Genomic DNA, 19745 nt, shown 5'->3' with positions numbered 1-19745 from the left:
CAGGACTTTCAGGAGGGTTGGCCGTGGCTGCTGATTTGTCACAGCTCGTGAAGGCGTACGACGTCCGCGGGGTCGTCCCGGACCAGTGGGACGAGCCGCTGGCCGAGCTCTTCGGGGCCGCCTTCGTCCAGGTGACCGGCGCGAGCGCGATCGTGATCGGGCACGATATGCGGCCCTCGTCCCCCGGCCTGTCCCGTGCCTTCGCGCGCGGAGCCGCGGCCCAGGGCGTCGACGTCACCGAGATCGGCCTGTGCTCCACCGACCAGCTGTACTACGCCTCGGGCGCGCTGAACCTGCCGGGCGCGATGTTCACGGCCTCGCACAACCCGGCCCAGTACAACGGCATCAAGATGTGCCGCGCCGGCGCCGCCCCGGTCGGCCAGGACACCGGCCTCGCGGAGATCCGCGAACTGGCCGAGCGGTGGAGCGACTCGGGCGCCCCGGAGCCGGCGGAGACGACGGGCACGATCACGCAGCGAGACACGTTGGAGGACTACGCCGCCCACCTCCGCTCCCTCGTCGACCTGACCTCCATCCGCCCCCTGAAGGTCGTCGTCGACGCGGGCAACGGCATGGGTGGGCACACGGTCCCCACGGTCTTCGAGGGCCTGCCCCTCACCCTCGTCCCGATGTACTTCGAGCTGGACGGCACGTTCCCGAACCACGAGGCGAACCCGCTGGACCCGGCGAACATCGTCGACCTCCAGCAGCGAGTCCGCGAAGAGTCCGCCGACCTCGGCATCGCCTTCGACGGCGACGCCGACCGCTGCTTCGTCGTCGACGAGCACGGCGCCCCGGTCTCCCCCTCCGCCATCACCGCCCTGGTGGCCTCGCGCGAGCTCGCCAAGCACGGCGGCAAGGGCACGATCATCCACAACCTGATCACGTCCTGGTCGGTCCCGGAGGTCGTCAAGGAGAACGGCGGCACCCCGGTCCGCACCCGCGTCGGCCACTCCTTCATCAAGGCCGAAATGGCGCAGACCGGCGCCATCTTCGGCGGCGAGCACTCCGCCCACTACTACTTCAAGGACTTCTGGAACGCCGACACGGGCATGCTGGCCGCCCTCCACGTCCTCGCGGCCCTGGGCGGCCAGGACGGCCCCCTCTCCGGCCTGGTCGCCCAGTACGACCGCTACACCGGCTCCGGCGAGATCAACTCCACCGTCGCCGACCAGGCGGGCCGCCTCGCGGCCATCAAGGCCGCGTACGAGGGCCAGGAGGGCGTGGAACTGGACGAACTCGACGGCCTGACCATCACGGCCGCCGACTGGTGGTTCAACGTCCGCCCGTCCAACACCGAGCCGCTGCTGCGCCTGAACGCCGAGGCCCGGGACGAGGCGACGATGGCGAAGGTACGGGACGAGGCGCTGGCGATCATCAGGGGCTGAGCTGAGGGCTGAGGCGGTCACTTTCCCGCGCCGGTCGGCGTCATTCAGCCCGTCCGGCGTTTGAGGACGAGGCCCGTTCAGGGCCGAAGCGGGGGTCTGGGGGCGGCAGCCCCCAGAGGCGGGTCGAAGGGGCGGCAGCCCCTTCAGGATGGGACGGGTAGGGGCGGCGGGGGCGAAACCCTCTCCACCCGCACCCGCACCGCCACCCCCGCCCACCCCTCCCCGTCCAACCCCGGCACCCCGCCCCCACCGGCGGTACGCTGACCAGGCACATCCGCACACCCGCACGTACCGCACACACCCACCCCAGAAGGGACCCCCTCATGCCGCTGGAAGCCGGCCTCCTGGAGATCCTCGCCTGCCCGGCCTGCCACGCCCCCCTCAAGGAGCAGGACGCCGAGCTGATCTGCACCGGCCAGGACTGCGGCCTGGCGTACCCCGTCCGCGACGGCATCCCCGTTCTGCTCGTCGACGAGGCCCGCCGCCCCGCGTAACGCGACGCCACGGCCACCGGCGTAAAGACACCGGTCACCGTCCAAAGACAAGCCGACCACCGACGTACGGACACCAGGCCACGGCATGAGACCACCGCCGACCGGCCCCACGCCGACAGCGACCGGCAACGGCTGACAGGCAACAGGCGAAGGCTGACCGGCAGCAGGCAACGGCTGACCGGCACCAGGCGACGGCCACAAAAACAGCCCCCGCCCGCATAAAGACACCACGCCCGCGCCAAGACAAACAAAGACACTCCGCGGCCACCCCGCGACCGAGCAAAAGACCCCGGCGAACACACCCGCGCAGAACACAACCCCGCCGGACCCGAGCCCCAGACGACCCGGCGATCGGAGGCTGCCGCCCATGCTCGACGAATCGCTGCTGGACACGCCGGAGGCGCTCGCAGAGGCCGACCGCCGTGCCCTGCTGCGCGGCGCGGCCGAAGCCGGCGCCCGCGTCCGCACCGCCGCCCGGCACGCTGCCGAGGCAGGCGTCCACGACCTCAAACCCGACGGCCGCCCCCGCGCCATCCTCATCGCGGGCCCCGGCGCAGCCGCCATCTGCGTCGCCGACCTCCTCGGCACGCTCGCCGGCGCCACCAGCCCCGTCACCCGACTGGCCCCGGCCGGTGTCGCCCCCGCCGCGGGCGCCCTGCGCTGGGAGCTGCCCGGCTGGGCCGGCTCCGTGGACCTGCTGCTGATCACCACCCCCGACGGCTCCGAGCCGGGCCTGTCCCTGCTCGCCGAGCAGGCCTACCGCCGTGGCTGCACGGTCGTCGCCGTGGCCCCGGCCGGCTCCCCGCTCACCGAAGCGGTGCACAACAACCACGGCCTGTTCGTGCCGATGGCGACCGCCCCGTACGAGCCGGACGAACCCATCGCGGCCTCCGCCCCCGGCGTCCTGTGGGCGTTGCTCACCCCGATCCTGGCGCTCCTCGACCGCACCGGCGTGCTCACCGCCCCGCCCGAGGCCCTGGAGAAGGTCGCCGACCGCCTCGACCACATCGCCGAACGCTGCGGCCCGGCCATCGCGACCTACAGCAACCCCGCCAAGACCCTGGCGGCCGAACTCGCCGACACGCTCCCGCTGATCTGGACCGAGGGCGTCTCCGCCGGCCCGGCCGGCCGCCGTCTCGCCGCCGCGCTCGCCGAGCTCGCCGGCTCCCCGGCCCTCGTGGCAGAGCTGCCCGAAGCGCTCGACTCGCACAACGCCCTGCTCGCCGGCAAGCTCGCGGGGAACGCCGACCCCGACGACTTCTTCCGCGACCGCGTGGAGGAGGCGCCGGCTCTGCACGCGCGCGTGGTGCTGCTGCGCGACCGCCCGCTCGGCGGCCTCACCGCCGCGCCCGCCGCCCGGGACCTGGCCCTCAGCCATGACACACCGATCAGCGAACTCGAGCCGGAGCCCGGTGGCGAACTCGAGACCCTCGCGGAACTGATCGCCATCACGGATTTCGCCGCCGTTTACCTGGCGCTCGCCTCGGGAGCCTGATCTGTCCCAGGACGCCGTGACAGCCGTACGCACAAGAACCAGCAGTCGTACACAAGGCGAACCCGCGTCCTACCGATGAGACCCGAAGAGACCCGGCGTCACGCACAGAGAGCAGGCAGAAGACCGCATGGACCGCCTCGACAACACCATCCGCCCCTACGCCTGGGGTTCCACCACCGCCATCCCGCAGCTCCTCGGCACCGAGCCGACCGGTGAACCGCAGGCGGAGATGTGGATGGGCGCGCACCCGGGCGCACCCTCGCGCACCGGGCGCGGGACGCTCGTCGAGGTCATCGAGGCCGACCCGGAGCGCGAGCTGGGCGCCGCGGCCGTGGCGAAGTTCGGCCCCCGCCTGCCCTTCCTCCTCAAGATCCTCGCCGCCGGCGCCCCGCTCTCCCTCCAGGTGCACCCCAACCTGGCGCAGGCGAAGGAGGGTTACGAGGACGAAGAGCGCCGCAACATCCCCGTGGGCGCGGGCCACCGCAACTACAAGGACGCCAACCACAAGCCCGAACTGATCTGCGCGCTCACCGAGTTCGACGGCCTGTGCGGCTTCCGCGACCCGCTCAGCGCCGCCGACCTGCTCGACGGCCTCGGCGTCGACTCCCTCAAGCCGTACGTCGACCTGCTGCACGCGCACCCCGAGGAGGCGGCGCTGCGTGAGGTCCTCACCGCCGTCCTCACCGCCGACCCGGACGAGATGGCCCACACCGTCACCGAGGCCGCGGCCGCCTGCTCCCGCCTCGGCGGCGACTACGCCCCGTACGCCGACATCGCCCACCACTACCCGGGCGACCCCGGTGTCATCGCAGCCATGCTCCTCAACTACGTCCGCCTGCAGCCCGGCGAGGCCCTGTTCCTCGGCGCCGGCATCCCGCACGCCTACCTCAACGGCCTCGGCGTCGAGATCATGGCCAACTCCGACAACGTCCTGCGCTGCGGCCTGACCCCCAAGCACGTCGACGTGCCCGAACTCCTGCGCATCGTCCGCTTCGAGCCGAGCGACCCGGGCGTGCTGCGCCCCGAGGCGTCCCCGGACGGCGAGGAGGTCTACGAGACCCCGATCGACGAGTTCCGGCTGTCCCGCTACGTCCTCCCGGAGGGCACCACCGCGCACGACCTCACGCGCGCGACCCCGCAGATCCTGCTCTGCACGGCGGGTTCCGTCCGCGCCGGGGAGCACGAGCTGACGCCGGGTCAGTCCGCCTTCGTACCGGCGGGTGAAAAGGCCGAAGTGTCCGGTACCGGTACGGTCTTCCGGGCCACGGTCGTCGCCTGACCGAGGGCATCGGACGACCCGGCGCGCCGTTGTCGGACCGGGCTGCAACAATGGCCCACCGGCAAAGGACGGGCAAAGCCGATCGGGGGCCGCGCGCTCCCGTCGGTGACGCCTGGACGGCGTACGTATGAAGGCCACGAAGGCTACGAAGGCGAAGGGACAACGCGACACATGAGCGCGGCAGGCGGTACCAAGGCGATCGTGGCGGCACTCGCCGCCAACCTCGCGATCGCGGCATCGAAATTCGTGGCGTTCGCGTTCAGCGGCTCGTCGTCGATGCTCGCCGAGGGCGTGCACTCGCTCGCGGACTCCGGCAACCAGGCCCTGCTGCTGGTCGGCGGCAAGAAGTCCCAGCGCGAGGCGACCCCGCAACACCCCTTCGGCTATGGCCGCGAGCGTTACATCTACGCCTTCCTCGTCTCGATCATCCTGTTCTCGGTCGGCGGCATGTTCGCCCTCTACGAGGGCTACGAGAAGATCAAGCACCCGCACGAGATCGAGCACTGGTACTGGCCGGTCGGTGTCCTCGTCTTCGCGATCATCGCCGAGGCCTTCTCCTTCCGCACGGCCATCAAGGAGTCCAACGTCCTGCGCGGCAGGAAGTCCTGGAAGGAGTTCGTCCGCCACGCCAAGGCCCCCGAACTGCCCGTCGTCCTCCTGGAGGACCTCGGCGCGCTGGTCGGTCTGGTGCTCGCCCTGGGCGGCGTCGGCCTGGCCCTGCTCACCGGCGACGGCGTCTGGGACGGCATCGGCACCGTCTGCATCGGCATCCTGCTCGTCCTGATCGCCGTCATCCTGGCAGTCGAGACCAAGTCACTGCTGCTCGGTGAGGCCGCGGGCGTCGAGGACGTCCAGAAGATCGAGGCCGCCCTCGTCGACGGCGACACGGTCACCCGCATCATCCACATGCGCACGCTCCACCTCGGCCCCGAGGAACTCCTGGTCGCCGCCAAGATCGCCGTCCAGCACGAGGACACCGCCGCCGAGGTCGCCTCCGCCATCAACGCCGCCGAGGCCCGCATCCGCGAGGCCGTCCCGATCGCCCGCGTGATCTACCTCGAGCCCGACATCTACAGCGAGACCGAGGCAGCCAAGGGCGCCGACCGCGAGGCGACGCCCGGAGGACCGACGCCGCACGGCGCCGAGCACTGAGGTTCCGTACGACGGGGGCCCGCCGAGTCGATCGGCGGGCCCCCGTCGCGTATCCCGGGCAGCGGGTTCCGTCACAAGTGCGGTGGCCACAACGCCAACTGCGCCGCCGGCCGCCGCCGTACGTTCCGCGCCGCGACCCCGAAGACGATCCCGGCGACGGCGAGGACAAGCCCGAGCAGCGTGGCCACGGCGAGCAGCACCGGCATCACATAGCTGTCGGTCACCCGGCCCATGACCGCGCCGACGGGCACCGTCCCACCGTGGTCCTCGGCGAAGAAGCGGGAGTCGCGCGAGTTCAGACGGTGGTCGCCGAGCAGGAACAGCCGGCCTTCGGGCACCGTCACGTCGTACGGACGCTGCGTCCCGTCGGCGACGCCGTCCATCGCATACGGCTCGCTGAGCGGCTTCCCGTTCACGGTGAGCCGCTCCCGTGCCGTGCCCGCGCCTTCGCAGCAGACGACGCGGTCGCCGCCGACGCCGATGACGCGCTGCACGACGGGCCTGTTCAGATAGCGCTCCGGCGCCGTGTACAGCACCACATCGCCCCGCCCCACCTCTTCCGCACCCACCCGCTCGGCGACGATCCGGTCGCCTATGTCGTACGTGGGCCTCATGCTCGTGCTCGACACGCTGGACAGCACATAGCCCGTCCGCAGCCACAGCACGGAGGCGATCACCAGCACCAGCCCCAGAGGGCCCACCACCCACGCCGTGACCGCGAGTCCTCGTCCCTGCTCCATCAGCACTCCCTCCCCGGGCGGAACGTCCGCGGCGGCAGAGAGTAGCGGCCGTCGGTGACGCGTCCATGCGGGCCCACGGCGTGACGGCCACGGGCCCGCACCTCGGCTACCGGATCTCACCCAGCACGCCGAGCACCGCGCCCTCGTCGCCGGCTGCCAACAGCCGCCCGCGGAACCCGGCGTCCATCAACTTCCGCGACAGCAGAGCCAGAATCCGCAGGTGCTCGTCCCCCGCAGCCGCTTCCGGTACGGCGATCATGAACACCAGCCTCGCCTTCGTACCGTCCAGCGAGTCCCACTCGACACCCTCTGCGGACCGAGCGAAACCGACGACCGGCGCAGTCACCGCATCCGTCTTGGCATGCGGAATCGCGATCTCCTCCCCGAGCCCGGTCGTCCCCTGCGCCTCCCTCCGGAGCGCGGTCGCCACCAACTCGTCCACGTCCGCGACCCTGCCGGTACGCGCCAGCAGCGCGGCCATCTCCCGGATCGCGGACTCCTTGTCGTCCGCGTCGAGTTCGACCTTCACGGTCTGCTCGGTGAGGTAACCGGAGAGAACTTCGGCTGTGTCGCCCTCTGCGGCCGTAGCGGTCTCCGTAGCTACGGTGCTGTCCGCAGCGACCGTGCTGTCCGCGCTCGACGTGACCGCCGCCGACCCACGTACGGCCCCTCGCTCGCCAGCACCCGCCACCCCGACGCCCGCCCCGACCAGCGCGGGCTCGGGACCTGCCGTACCCGTACCCGTACCCGTGCCGACGGCCGCCTCCCCACGCAGCCTGCGCTCGCGCAGGTCGATCAGCGCGACCGTCGTCAGCGCGGTGACGACCGAGCCGATCACCACCGCCACGAAGAACATCGGCACCCCGCTCACCGCACCCAGCACGGCCACGATCGGCCCGCCGTGCGGCACCGCGTCCTCGACGCCGGCGACACCGGCGATCGCACCGGCCACCGCGCCGCCCAGCATGTTGGCGGGGATGACCTGCGCGGGCCTCGCCGCGGCGAAGGGGATCGCGCCCTCGGAGATGCCGAAGCAGCCCATGAACAGCGAGGCGAGCCCGGTCTCCCGCTCCTGCTCGGTGTACAGCCGCTTGCGTATCAGCGTGGCCAGGCCCTGACCCAACGGCATGACCGGGATCGCGGCCGCGCACATGCCCATGACCGTCTGGTTGCCGGTCGCGATGAGCCCGGCGCCGAACAGGAACGCCGTCTTGTTGACCGGTCCGCCCATGTCGAACGCGATCATCAGCCCGAGAATGGCACCGAGCAGGATCGCACTCGTGCCGGTCATGCCGCTGAGCCAGCTGGTCAGGTGCTCGAACACCCAGGAGATCGGCTTCCCGATCACGTAGATGAAGAACAGCCCGAGCGCCGTGGTCGCCACGATCGGGATCACGATGATCGGCATGATCGGCTGCACGAACTTCGGGACCTTGACCTTCTTGATCCACAGCACCAGATACCCGGCGAGGAACCCGGTCACGATCGCCCCGATGAACCCGGCGCCCGCCTTGGAGTCATACAGCTCACCGGTGTTGGCGATCCAGCCACCGATCATGCCCGGCACGAGCGCGGGCCGATCCCCAATCGCATACGCGATGTAGCCGGACAGAATCGGCACCATCAGCGTGAAGCCGATGACGCCGATGTTGTTGATGTCCATCCAGAAGGAGTCCTTCGGGATGACCAGACCGCCCGACGGGTCCGTGTGCCCGCCCAGCGAGAGCGAGATCGCGATCAGCAGCCCGCCGACCACGACGAACGGGATCATGTAACTGACCCCGTTCATCAGCGCCTTGTATCCGACGCTCCGCTCCTTGCCGCCGCCGACGCCACCGTCGGCCGCTGAGGCCGCAGGCGCGGCCCCCGCCTCGTGCACGGGCGCCGCCAGCACCCGTTCGATCAGCCGCTCGGGGTGGTGAATGCCCTCGGCCACCCCGACCGTAAGGACCCGCTTGCCCGCGAAACGGCTCAGGTCCACGTCCTTGTCCGCGGCGACGATGATGCCGTCCGCGTGCTTGACATCGTTGTCATCCAGGACGTTTTCAGCCCCGATGGATCCCTGGGTCTCCACCTTCATCTCGATACCGCGGCTCTCGGCAGCCTGCGCGAGCTTCTCCGCCGCCATGTACGTGTGCGCGATGCCGGTCGGGCACGCGGTCACCGCGAGCAGCTTCAACTGCTTTCGCTCGCCACCGTCGCTGCCCGTGGGGGGAGGGCCGGCCGGACTTGTCACGTCGATCTCCTAACGCCTTTGTCATGCGCAAACGCCGTCCCGGACGTCCCCGCAAGATCGATCAGATGTTCCGATTCCCCGGCATCCTGCACCACCGCGCCGCAGACTCAAAGGCGCAAAGGTCCCGCATCGTCCCGGTCTGCCGCCTCCTGTTCGTGGTTCGTTGGTGTCCTGTTATCGCTCCCGCACCCGACCGTCACCTGACCTCCCACCCACCCATGAAGGCCCCCTCGTCCCCCGGCGCGACTCCCTTGATGGCCTGATCTCTTCGCAGGCGGACTGGGGGCCGCCGGGCCTCCCGGTGTAGCTTGGGGCAGAGCCAGACGTCGCTGCTGATGGCGGTCGGGCGGTCCTCCGCGGACCGACCGAGGGAGAGAGGGCCTCCGACGGACTGCGCTGCGCGTACGCGGGCATACCTGTGTCCTCTTCGGGCACTCCGGTGTCCGCCGCCGTGCAGACCAGCCGTACCCACCCTCGACCCAACCCCCGAGGAGCAGCTCGTAATGACGACTGTCGAGAACCGACAGGACTTCAAGGTCGCCGACCTCTCCCTGGCCGAGTTCGGCCGCAAGGAGATCACCCTCGCCGAGCACGAGATGCCCGGCCTGATGGCGATCCGCAGGGAGTACGCCGAGGCGCAGCCGCTGGCCGGCGCCCGCATCACCGGCTCCCTGCACATGACCGTGCAGACCGCCGTCCTCATCGAGACCCTGGCCGCCCTCGGCGCCGAGGTCCGCTGGGCGTCCTGCAACATCTTCTCCACCCAGGACCACGCCGCCGCCGCGATCGCCGTCGGCCCGAACGGCACGCCCGACAACCCCCAGGGCATCCCGGTCTTCGCCTGGAAGGGCGAGACCCTGGAGGAGTACTGGTGGTGCACGGAGCAGGCCCTGACCTGGCCGAACACCCCCACCGGCGGCCCGAACATGATCCTGGACGACGGCGGTGACGCCACCCTCCTCGTCCACAAGGGCGTCGAGTACGAGAAGGACGGCAAGGTCCCGGACGTCGACACCGCCGAGTCCGACGAGCACCGCGTCATCCTCGAACTCCTGCACCGCACCATCACGGACGGCTCGCAGAAGTGGACCCAGCTGTCCTCCGAGATCCGCGGCGTGACCGAGGAGACCACGACCGGCGTCCACCGCCTGTACGAGATGCAGCGCGACGGCATCCTCCTTTTCCCGGCGATCAACGTCAACGACGCCGTCACCAAGTCGAAGTTCGACAACAAGTACGGCTGCCGCCACTCGCTGATCGACGGCATCAACCGCGCCACCGACGTCCTGATCGGCGGCAAGACCGCGGTCGTCTGCGGCTACGGCGACGTGGGCAAGGGCTGCGCGGAGTCCCTGCGCGGACAGGGCGCCCGCGTGATCGTCACCGAGATCGACCCGATCTGCGCCCTGCAGGCGGCGATGGACGGCTACCAGGTCACGACCCTTGACGAGGTCATCGACAAGGCCGACATCTTCATCACCACGACCGGCAACAAGGACATCATCATGGCCTCGGACATGGCCAAGATGAAGCACCAGGCGATCGTCGGCAACATCGGCCACTTCGACAACGAGATCGACATGGCCGGCCTCGCCAAGATCCCGGGCATCGTCAAGGACGAGGTCAAGCCGCAGGTCCACACCTGGAAGTTCCCCGACGGCAAGGTCCTCATCGTCCTGTCCGAGGGCCGCCTGCTGAACCTGGGCAACGCCACCGGTCACCCGTCCTTCGTGATGTCCAACTCCTTCGCGGACCAGACCCTGGCCCAGATCGAGCTGTTCACCAAGCCGGACGCCTACCCGACCGGTGTGTACACGCTGCCCAAGCACCTGGACGAGAAGGTCGCCCGCCTCCACCTGGACTCGCTCGGCGTGAAGCTGACGACGCTCCGCCCCGAGCAGGCCGCGTACATCGGCGTCGAGGTCGAGGGCCCGTACAAGCCGGACCACTACCGGTACTGAGCCGAGCCGCTGCCGAGCGCAGTTGCTGCTGAACCAGGCCTCTTGAGCCGGGCTGCCGGACGACGGAATTCGCACGGCAGCTTCCGGCGAGCGAGGTCGGTCGGCACGGCAGTTCTCCGCGCGCGTGCCCGTGCACTGGCACGCGCTCAGCAGCAGATCCTCAGAGGCAGGCCCCCGCACCCCCGTGCCGGGGGCCTGCCCCCATTGGCCCGCGTGGCCACTTGGCCTGTGTGGCCGGACCAGCCCGTCAAGACCCAGGACCCCGATGCCCCGCGGCCGATATTCGCTCCACGATCCGCACGATCACACCCCCCTCGCAGAAGAGCACTTCCACTGCGCCCCCGGCCCTTCCGGCTGGCGCTACGTCTCCCAGCTGACCACCCCTGCGGGCGACCACAGCGGCTCTGTCGATCTCGCCCTCGACGAGCTCGGCCGCCCCATCCGTCTCGAACTCCACGCCGGCGGCTGGCAGGTACGCGGCGCCGCCCTCGACGGCGTCACCTGGGTCCGTACCGACCCCACCGGGGCTCACGCCACGGAAGGCAATGTGCGCGCCCACGCCTTCACCGGGACGTCCCCCGCGTTCCTCATCGCCACCACTCGTCTCCTGCGCCTCACCCCTTCCGCCTCGGCAACCCGCGTGCGCCTCGTGGCCCTCACCGACCCGGTTCTCGCCCCGCGCACCGTGGACCAGTCCTGGGCCTTGGTGAACAGAGAAACACACGCCACTGACAACGCCCCCCTGACCGTGGACGAATACCAGGTCACAGCCCTGGACACGGGCGAGCAGCACGCCGTACACATCGCGGGCGACGTGGTCCTCGCGGCACCCGGCATCGAACTCGAGGACCTGGCCTCGCCGCCGTCGACGTTCGCTTGAGCGACGCCGGGCATACGGGAAGCCAGGTGGGTGGGGGCAGGCAGTCAGCTGACGCGGGGAGTGGGCCGGGCGCGGGGCAGTTTCCCCGCGGTCGGCCGGCCAGGCTCGCGGAACCGTCAGTCCGTCGCGGCGTCCCGTCCTTGGCCGTCGCGGCGCTACGCCGGTGGGACGAAGCCGGTGGTGGACCGGTCGATCGACGGTGCATCCTGCGGCGCCGGGGCCTGCTGCACTGTGTCCTGCGGTACGGGGGAATCCTCTTCTTCCCGCACTGACGGCTGAGCGCCAAGCGAAGGCACCCCTGCGCCGTACGCGCCAGGCAGAGACGGAGCAGCAACGGGCGGCATGGCCGGCGGGCCGTACACACCCGGAACACCAGCCACGACCCCCGCGGCACCCCCAGTGCTCACTCCACCCCCAGGACTCGCACCACCTGCCGCGCCGGCACCAGCAGGCACCCCGCCCGCAGTCGGCCCCTTCCCGAACGCGCGCCGCGCCTCCCGCGCTTGCCGTTCCTGCAGAACCGCTGCGAGATACGCCGCCGCCGGCACGCCCTGCGGCGCCGGAGTGCCCGTCCGCGCCGCGAGGTCCGTCGCGAGCCGCTCCGCCATGCTCCATCCGACCTGCGGGTCCAGTTGCTGCATCCGCGTCAGGTACTGGCGAATGGCCAGCCACAGCCCATCGGGAACCGCCGACAGGTCAAGCCCCGAGAACCGTCCGGCCAACCACGGCGGAGGCGGGGGAACGAAGCCCGTCCGCGTGAGGGGCACCCGTTCCCGTACGACGAGAGTCCCGGCGAACACGTCACCGAGCCGCCGCCCGCGCGCGGACACGAGCGAAGCGATGACGGCGACGACGCCGAGCGTCATCAGAATCTCGATCACACCTATGAGGCCACGCACCAGAGCGTGCCGGAACCGGATCGGTCCGCCGTCATCACGCACCACCCGCAGCCCGCACGCCAACTTCCCGAGAGAGCGCCCGTGGCTGAGCGTCTCGACCGCAATGGGCCCGCCGACCAGCAGCAGAACGAACATCGCGATCGACAGCGCGGTCTGCGCCGCCTCGTCCAAGGAAGCGGTAGCAGCCACTACACCAATGGCCACGACGATGTACGCGATCACCGCCACGGCCAGATCGAGCAGCACGGCCAGCGCCCTGCTGGGCAGCTTCGCAGGGCGCAACTCCAGCGCCACCGCCTCGCCCGTCACCAGCTCACTCACGCGGTCCGTCCTTCCCCTGACCTGCCCCTGGAATGGCCAGTCTGCCAAGCTGAGGGCGCATCGCGCTGCAGTACGACAAGCTGACACCTACGACGAGTCGCCGACGAACAGCCGGGGAGCAGGAAAGCAGATGGACCTCGACGTCTTCGTCGCCGCCCACCGAGCCGAGTGGGACCGCCTCGACGCCCTGCTCGGGCGCCGGCGCCGCCTTACAGGCGCCGAGGCCGACGAACTCGTCGCCCTCTACCAGCGCACCGCCACCCACCTGTCCCTGATCCAGTCCAGCGCCCCAGACCCACAGTTGACGGGCCGGCTCAGCCAACTGGTGGCACGCGCGCGTAGTGCCGTGACAGGCACGCGACGCGCCTCCTGGCGCGATGTCACCCGCTTCCTGGCCCACAGCTTTCCCGCCGCGGTCTACCGATCACGTCACTGGTGGGTACCCACAGCGCTCCTGTCCACCCTCGTCGCGGCTCTCCTGGGCTGGTGGATCGGCACGCACCCCGAAGTACAGGCCACCATCGCGGCCCCCAGCGAACTGCGCGACCTCACCCGCCCCGGCGGCCAGTACGAGACGTACTACTCCAGCCACCCAGCGGCCTCCTTCGCGGCTCAGGTCTGGACGAACAACGCCTGGGCCGCCGCCCTGTGCCTGATACTCGGCGTCTTCCTCGGCCTACCGGTCCTCTGGATCCTCTTCCAGAACATGCTCAACCTCGGTGTCGGCTTCGGCCTGATGTCCTCGGCAGGACGCCTGGACACCTTCCTCGGCCTCGTCCTGCCCCATGGTCTCCTCGAACTGACCGCGGTCTTCGTCGCCGCCGGCACAGGCCTACGCCTCGGTTGGACCCTCATAGACCCGGGCCCTCGCACCCGACGCTCCGCCCTCGCCGAGGAAGGCCGAGCCGCAATCGGCATGGCGATAGGCCTCGCCCTGGTCCTCTTTGTCTCCGGCGCAATCGAAGGCTTCGTCACCCCGTCGGGCCTGCCCACGTGGGCGCGCATCAGCATCGGCATCGCCGCCGAGCTGGCCTTCCTCGCATACGTCTATGTCCTCGGCGGCCGTGCCGCCCGCGCTGGTGAGACGGGCGACGTCGAGGCGGCCGAGCGAAGCGCCGCCGTGCCGACGGCCGCTTGATGTGCGAACACCCCTGCTGAGCTGCTAGTCTCCTCTTCGCCCCACAAGAGCCGTTGACACGGAGCGAGTGGGGAGGTAGATTCGAACAGTTGCCTGGAAGTGGATGTAGATCCCGCCCGGGCAGAGTGAGTATCTGTCTGCTTCAGTGGAACATCGATTCCCGAAGAAGCCCCTCCCGATGATTTCGGAAATGAGTGGCCGGTCAGTCCGGCCCGGAACTTCTGATAAAGTCGGAACCGCCGGAAAGGGAAACGCGAGAGCGGGAACCTGGAAAGCACCGAGGAAATCGGATCGGAAAAAGATCTGATAGAGTCGGAAACGCAAGAACGAAGGGAAGCGCCCGGAGGAAAGCCCGAGAGGGTGAGTACAAAGGAAGCGTCCGTTCCTTGAGAACTCAACAGCGTGCCAAAAATCAACGCCAGATATGTTGATACCCCGTCTCCGGCCATCAGGCTGGGACGAGGTTCCTTTGAAAAAACACAGCGAGGACGCTGTGAACGGCCGGGCTTATTCCGCCTGGCTGTTCCGCTCTCGTGGTGTCGTCCCGATTACGGGAAAACATTCACGGAGAGTTTGATCCTGGCTCAGGACGAACGCTGGCGGCGTGCTTAACACATGCAAGTCGAACGATGAACCACTTCGGTGGGGATTAGTGGCGAACGGGTGAGTAACACGTGGGCAATCTGCCCTGCACTCTGGGACAAGCCCTGGAAACGGGGTCTAATACCGGATATCACTACCGCAGGCATCTGTGGTGGTTGAAAGCTCCGGCGGTGCAGGATGAGCCCGCGGCCTATCAGCTTGTTGGTGAGGTAATGGCTCACCAAGGCGACGACGGGTAGCCGGCCTGAGAGGGCGACCGGCCACACTGGGACTGAGACACGGCCCAGACTCCTACGGGAGGCAGCAGTGGGGAATATTGCACAATGGGCGAAAGCCTGATGCAGCGACGCCGCGTGAGGGATGACGGCCTTCGGGTTGTAAACCTCTTTCAGCAGGGAAGAAGCGAAAGTGACGGTACCTGCAGAAGAAGCGCCGGCTAACTACGTGCCAGCAGCCGCGGTAATACGTAGGGCGCAAGCGTTGTCCGGAATTATTGGGCGTAAAGAGCTCGTAGGCGGCTTGTCACGTCGGGTGTGAAAGCCCGGGGCTTAACCCCGGGTCTGCATTCGATACGGGCTAGCTAGAGTGTGGTAGGGGAGATCGGAATTCCTGGTGTAGCGGTGAAATGCGCAGATATCAGGAGGAACACCGGTGGCGAAGGCGGATCTCTGGGCCATTACTGACGCTGAGGAGCGAAAGCGTGGGGAGCGAACAGGATTAGATACCCTGGTAGTCCACGCCGTAAACGGTGGGAACTAGGTGTTGGCGACATTCCACGTCGTCGGTGCCGCAGCTAACGCATTAAGTTCCCCGCCTGGGGAGTACGGCCGCAAGGCTAAAACTCAAAGGAATTGACGGGGGCCCGCACAAGCAGCGGAGCATGTGGCTTAATTCGACGCAACGCGAAGAACCTTACCAAGGCTTGACATACACCGGAAACGGCCAGAGATGGTCGCCCCCTTGTGGTCGGTGTACAGGTGGTGCATGGCTGTCGTCAGCTCGTGTCGTGAGATGTTGGGTTAAGTCCCGCAACGAGCGCAACCCTTGTCCTGTGTTGCCAGCATGCCCTTCGGGGTGATGGGGACTCACAGGAGACCGCCGGGGTCAACTCGGAGGAAGGTGGGGACGACGTCAAGTCATCATGCCCCTTATGTCTTGGGCTGCACACGTGCTACAATGGCAGGTACAATGAGCTGCGATACCGTGAGGTGGAGCGAATCTCAAAAAGCCTGTCTCAGTTCGGATTGGGGTCTGCAACTCGACCCCATGAAGTCGGAGTTGCTAGTAATCGCAGATCAGCATTGCTGCGGTGAATACGTTCCCGGGCCTTGTACACACCGCCCGTCACGTCACGAAAGTCGGTAACACCCGAAGCCGGTGGCCCAACCCCCTTGTGGGGAGGGAGCTGTCGAAGGTGGGACTGGCGATTGGGACGAAGTCGTAACAAGGTAGCCGTACCGGAAGGTGCGGCTGGATCACCTCCTTTCTAAGGAGCACTTCTTACCGATCCCTTCGGGGTGAGGTCAGAGGCCAGTACATCAGCGAATGTCTGATGCTGGTTGCTCATGGGTGGAACGTTGATTATTCGGCACCGTCAGTCATCTCGGGCTGTTAGTACTGCTCTTCGGAGTGTGGAACGCTGATCACGAGTGGCGAGGGTGTCGGGCACGCTGTTGGGTATCTGAGGGAATGAACCCCCTCGTGATGCCGACCCCAGTGAACTTGCCTCAAGGGGCAGGGTGATGGGTGGTTGGTCGTTGTTTGAGAACTGCACAGTGGACGCGAGCATCTGTGGCCAAGTTTTTAAGGGCGCACGGTGGATGCCTTGGCACCAGGAACCGATGAAGGACGTGGGAGGCCACGATAGTCCCCGGGGAGTCGTCAACCAGGCTTTGATCCGGGGGTTTCCGAATGGGGAAACCCGGCAGTCGTCATGGGCTGTCACCCATACCTGAACACATAGGGTATGTGGAGGGAACGCGGGGAAGTGAAACATCTCAGTACCCGCAGGAAGAGAAAACAACCGTGATTCCGGGAGTAGTGGCGAGCGAAACTGGATGAGGCTAAACCGTATACGTGTGAGACCCGGCAGGGGTTGCGTATGCGGGGTTGTGGGATCTCTCTTTCACGGTCTGCCGGCCGTGAGACGAGTCAGAAACCGTTGATGTAGGCGAAGGACATGCGAAAGGTCCGGCGTAGAGGGTAAGACCCCCGTAGTCGAAACGTCAGCGGCTCGTTTGAGAGACACCCAAGTAGCACGGGGCCCGAGAAATCCCGTGTGAATCTGGCGGGACCACCCGCTAAGCCTAAATATTCCCTGGTGACCGATAGCGGATAGTACCGTGAGGGAATGGTGAAAAGTACCCCGGGAGGGGAGTGAAATAGTACCTGAAACCGTGTGCCTACAAGCCGTGGGAGCGTCGGAATGTGCTTGCACATTCTCGTGACTGCGTGCCTTTTGAAGAATGAGCCTGCGAGTTTGCGGTGTGTTGCGAGGTTAACCCGTGTGGGGAAGCCGTAGCGAAAGCGAGTCCGAATAGGGCGGTATAGTAGCGCGCTCAAGACCCGAAGCGGAGTGATCTAGCCATGGGCAGGTTGAAGCGGAGGTAAGACTTCGTGGAGGACCGAACCCACCAGGGTTGAAAACCTGGGGGATGACCTGTGGTTAGGGGTGAAAGGCCAATCAAACTCCGTGATAGCTGGTTCTCCCCGAAATGCATTTAGGTGCAGCGTCGTGTGTTTCTTGCCGGAGGTAGAGCACTGGATAGGCGATGGGCCCTACCGGGTTACTGACCTTAGCCAAACTCCGAATGCCGGTAAGTGAGAGCGCGGCAGTGAGACTGTGGGGGATAAGCTCCATGGTCGAGAGGGAAACAGCCCAGAGCATCGACTAAGGCCCCTAAGCGTACGCTAAGTGGGAAAGGATGTGGAGTCGCAGAGACAACCAGGAGGTTGGCTTAGAAGCAGCCACCCTTGAAAGAGTGCGTAATAGCTCACTGGTCTAGTGATTCCGCGCCGACAATGTAGCGGGGCTCAAGCGTACCGCCGAAGTCGTGTCATTGCGATATGTACCCCCAACGGGGATCGTGATGGGTAGGGGAGCGTCGTGTGCCGGGTGAAGCAGCACCGGAAGGTAGTTGTGGACGGTTCACGAGTGAGAATGCAGGCATGAGTAGCGATTCACACGTGAGAAACGTGTGCGCCGATTGACTAAGGGTTCCTGGGTCAAGCTGATCTGCCCAGGGTAAGTCGGGACCTAAGGCGAGGCCGACAGGCGTAGTCGATGGATAACCGGTTGATATTCCGGTACCCGCTGTGAAGCGTCAAACATCGAACCGGGCGATGCTAAGTCCGTGAAGCCGCCTCGGAGCCTTCGGGCAAAGGGGAGTGGTGGAGCCGACGAACCAGACCTGTAGTAGGTGAGTGATGGGGTGACGCAGGAAGGTAGTCCATCCCGGGCGGTGGTTGTCCCGGGGTAAGGGTGTAGGCCGAGTGGTAGGTAAATCCGCTGCTCATCAAGGCTGAGACCTGATGCCGAGCCGATTGTGGTGAAGTGGATGATCCTATGCTGTCGAGAAAAGCCTCTAGCGAGTTTCATGGCGGCCCGTACCCTAAACCGACTCAGGTGGTCAGGTAGAGAATACCGAGGCGTTCGGGTGAACTATGGTTAAGGAACTCGGCAAAATGCCCCCGTAACTTCGGGAGAAGGGGGGCCACGCTTGGTGAGAGGACTTGCTCCTCGAGCTGGGGGTGGCCGCAGAGACCAGCGAGAAGCGACTGTTTACTAAAAACACAGGTCCGTGCGAAGCCGTAAGGCGATGTATACGGACTGACGCCTGCCCGGTGCTGGAACGTTAAGGGGACCGGTTAGTCACTCTTCGGGGTGGCGAAGCTGAGAACTTAAGCGCCAGTAAACGGCGGTGGTAACTATAACCATCCTAAGGTAGCGAAATTCCTTGTCGGGTAAGTTCCGACCTGCACGAATGGCGTAACGACTTCTCGACTGTCTCAACCATAGGCCCGGTGAAATTGCACTACGAGTAAAGATGCTCGTTTCGCGCAGCAGGACGGAAAGACCCCGGGACCTTTACTACAGTTTGATATTGGTGTTCGGTTCGGCTTGTGTAGGATAGGTGGGAGACTTTGAAGCGGGCACGCCAGTGTTCGTGGAGTCGTCGTTGAAATACCACTCTGGTCGTGCTGGATGTCTAACCTGGGTCCGTGATCCGGATCAGGGACAGTGTCTGATGGGTAGTTTAACTGGGGCGGTTGCCTCCTAAAGAGTAACGGAGGCGCCCAAAGGTTCCCTCAGCCTGGTTGGCAATCAGGTGTTGAGTGTAAGTGCACAAGGGAGCTTGACTGTGAGACCGACGGGTCGAGCAGGGACGAAAGTCGGGACTAGTGATCCGGCGGTGGCTTGTGGAAGCGCCGTCGCTCAACGGATAAAAGGTACCCCGGGGATAACAGGCTGATCTTCCCCAAGAGTCCATATCGACGGGATGGTTTGGCACCTCGATGTCGGCTCGTCGCATCCTGGGGCTGGAGTCGGTCCCAAGGGTTGGGCTGTTCGCCCATTAAAGCGGTACGCGAGCTGGGTTTAGAACGTCGTGAGACAGTTCGGTCCCTATCCGCTGTGCGCGTAGGAGTCTTGAGAAGGGCTGTCCCTAGTACGAGAGGACCGGGACGGACGAACCTCTGGTGTGCCAGTTGTTCTGCCAAGGGCATGGCTGGTTGGCTACGTTCGGGAGGGATAACCGCTGAAAGCATCTAAGCGGGAAGCCTGCTTCGAGATGAGGACTCCCACCCACTTGATGGGGTAAGGCTCCCAGTAGACGACTGGGTTGATAGGCCGGATCTGGAAGCACGGTAACGTGTGGAGGTGACCGGTACTAATAGGCCGAGGGCTTGTCCTCAGTTGCTCGCGTCCACTGTGTTGGTTCTGAAACCACGAACAGCCCCATGCCAGGTCACGGTGTGGTGCGGCTGGATAGTTTCATAGTGTTTCGGTGGTTATAGCGTGAGGGAAACGCCCGGTTACATTCCGAACCCGGAAGCTAAGCCTTACAGCGCCGATGGTACTGCAGGGGGGACCCTGTGGGAGAGTAGGACGCCGCCGAACAAATTTTGAGAAAGCCCCCGGCCGGGGATACCGGCACGGG

The 19745-nt window shown here is 66.7% G+C and carries 11 protein-coding genes and 3 rRNA genes; 11 read left to right on the top strand and 3 right to left on the bottom strand.

Annotation, left to right across the window (positions count from 1 at the left end; all coding sequences use genetic code 11):
* Positions 1 to 23: 23 nt before the first annotated feature.
* The 5 genes from PBV52_RS18200 (at position 24) to PBV52_RS18180 (ending at position 5808) form a co-directional block, all read left to right on the top strand.
* Positions 24 to 1388: a phosphomannomutase/phosphoglucomutase gene (locus tag PBV52_RS18200; protein WP_274239437.1), complete on the top strand. Its 1365-nt coding sequence runs from the start codon at positions 24 to 26 to the stop codon at positions 1386 to 1388.
* Positions 1389 to 1711: 323 nt separating this feature from the next.
* On the top strand, positions 1712 to 1882 hold the full coding sequence (locus PBV52_RS18195) for a Trm112 family protein (RefSeq protein WP_020940431.1): 171 nt from the start codon (positions 1712 to 1714) through the stop codon (positions 1880 to 1882).
* A 367-nt stretch (positions 1883 to 2249) separates the two neighbouring features.
* On the top strand, positions 2250 to 3377 hold the full coding sequence (locus PBV52_RS18190; protein WP_274239432.1) for an SIS domain-containing protein: 1128 nt from the start codon (positions 2250 to 2252) through the stop codon (positions 3375 to 3377).
* A gap of 127 nt (positions 3378 to 3504) precedes the next feature.
* Positions 3505 to 4656, top strand: coding sequence for a mannose-6-phosphate isomerase, class I (gene manA / locus PBV52_RS18185; protein ID WP_274239430.1), 1152 nt, complete (start codon positions 3505 to 3507; stop codon positions 4654 to 4656).
* 171 nt (positions 4657 to 4827) lie between these two features.
* Positions 4828 to 5808 carry a cation diffusion facilitator family transporter gene (locus PBV52_RS18180; RefSeq protein ID WP_274239429.1) on the top strand — a complete coding sequence of 327 codons (981 nt, stop codon included), beginning with the start codon at positions 4828 to 4830 and terminating at the stop codon, positions 5806 to 5808.
* 71 nt (positions 5809 to 5879) lie between these two features.
* Here PBV52_RS18180 and lepB read toward each other — a convergent pair whose 3' ends face one another.
* On the bottom strand, positions 5880 to 6548 hold the full coding sequence (lepB, locus tag PBV52_RS18175) for a signal peptidase I (RefSeq protein WP_274239428.1): 669 nt from the start codon (positions 6546 to 6548) through the stop codon (positions 5880 to 5882).
* Between the two features lie 106 nt (positions 6549 to 6654).
* Positions 6655 to 8784: a fructose-specific PTS transporter subunit EIIC gene (locus tag PBV52_RS18170; RefSeq protein WP_274239426.1), complete on the bottom strand. Its 2130-nt coding sequence runs from the start codon at positions 8782 to 8784 to the stop codon at positions 6655 to 6657.
* A gap of 503 nt (positions 8785 to 9287) precedes the next feature.
* Here PBV52_RS18170 and ahcY point away from each other — a divergent pair.
* Positions 9288 to 10745, top strand: coding sequence for an adenosylhomocysteinase (ahcY, locus tag PBV52_RS18165; RefSeq protein WP_274239425.1), 1458 nt, complete (start codon positions 9288 to 9290; stop codon positions 10743 to 10745).
* A 265-nt stretch (positions 10746 to 11010) separates the two neighbouring features.
* Positions 11011 to 11625, top strand: coding sequence for a hypothetical protein (locus PBV52_RS18160; protein WP_274239424.1), 615 nt, complete (start codon positions 11011 to 11013; stop codon positions 11623 to 11625).
* Positions 11626 to 11780: 155 nt separating this feature from the next.
* On the opposite strand, the gene PBV52_RS18155 is transcribed toward PBV52_RS18160, so the two are convergent.
* Positions 11781 to 12845: an RDD family protein gene (locus PBV52_RS18155; RefSeq protein ID WP_274239423.1), complete on the bottom strand. Its 1065-nt coding sequence runs from the start codon at positions 12843 to 12845 to the stop codon at positions 11781 to 11783.
* 130 nt (positions 12846 to 12975) lie between these two features.
* Here PBV52_RS18155 and PBV52_RS18150 point away from each other — a divergent pair, with 130 nt between their 5' ends.
* From PBV52_RS18150 to rrf, 4 genes are all read left to right on the top strand, one after another.
* A complete protein-coding gene (locus PBV52_RS18150; protein ID WP_274239422.1) occupies positions 12976 to 13983 on the top strand; it encodes a stage II sporulation protein M in 1008 nt (335 codons plus the stop codon).
* A 561-nt stretch (positions 13984 to 14544) separates the two neighbouring features.
* Positions 14545 to 16072, top strand: a 16S ribosomal RNA gene (locus PBV52_RS18145).
* Between the two features lie 307 nt (positions 16073 to 16379).
* Positions 16380 to 19499, top strand: a 23S ribosomal RNA gene (locus tag PBV52_RS18140).
* A gap of 89 nt (positions 19500 to 19588) precedes the next feature.
* Positions 19589 to 19705, top strand: a 5S ribosomal RNA gene (rrf, locus tag PBV52_RS18135).
* The 16S, 23S and 5S rRNA genes sit together here, the layout of an rRNA operon.
* Positions 19706 to 19745: the final 40 nt, after the last annotated feature.

It is taken from the genome of Streptomyces sp. T12 (assembly GCF_028736035.1).
In the GTDB taxonomy this organism is placed as follows: domain Bacteria; phylum Actinomycetota; class Actinomycetes; order Streptomycetales; family Streptomycetaceae; genus Streptomyces.
Note: the sequence above shows the minus strand (reverse complement) of the source record. Positions and strands in the feature narration are given on the sequence as shown.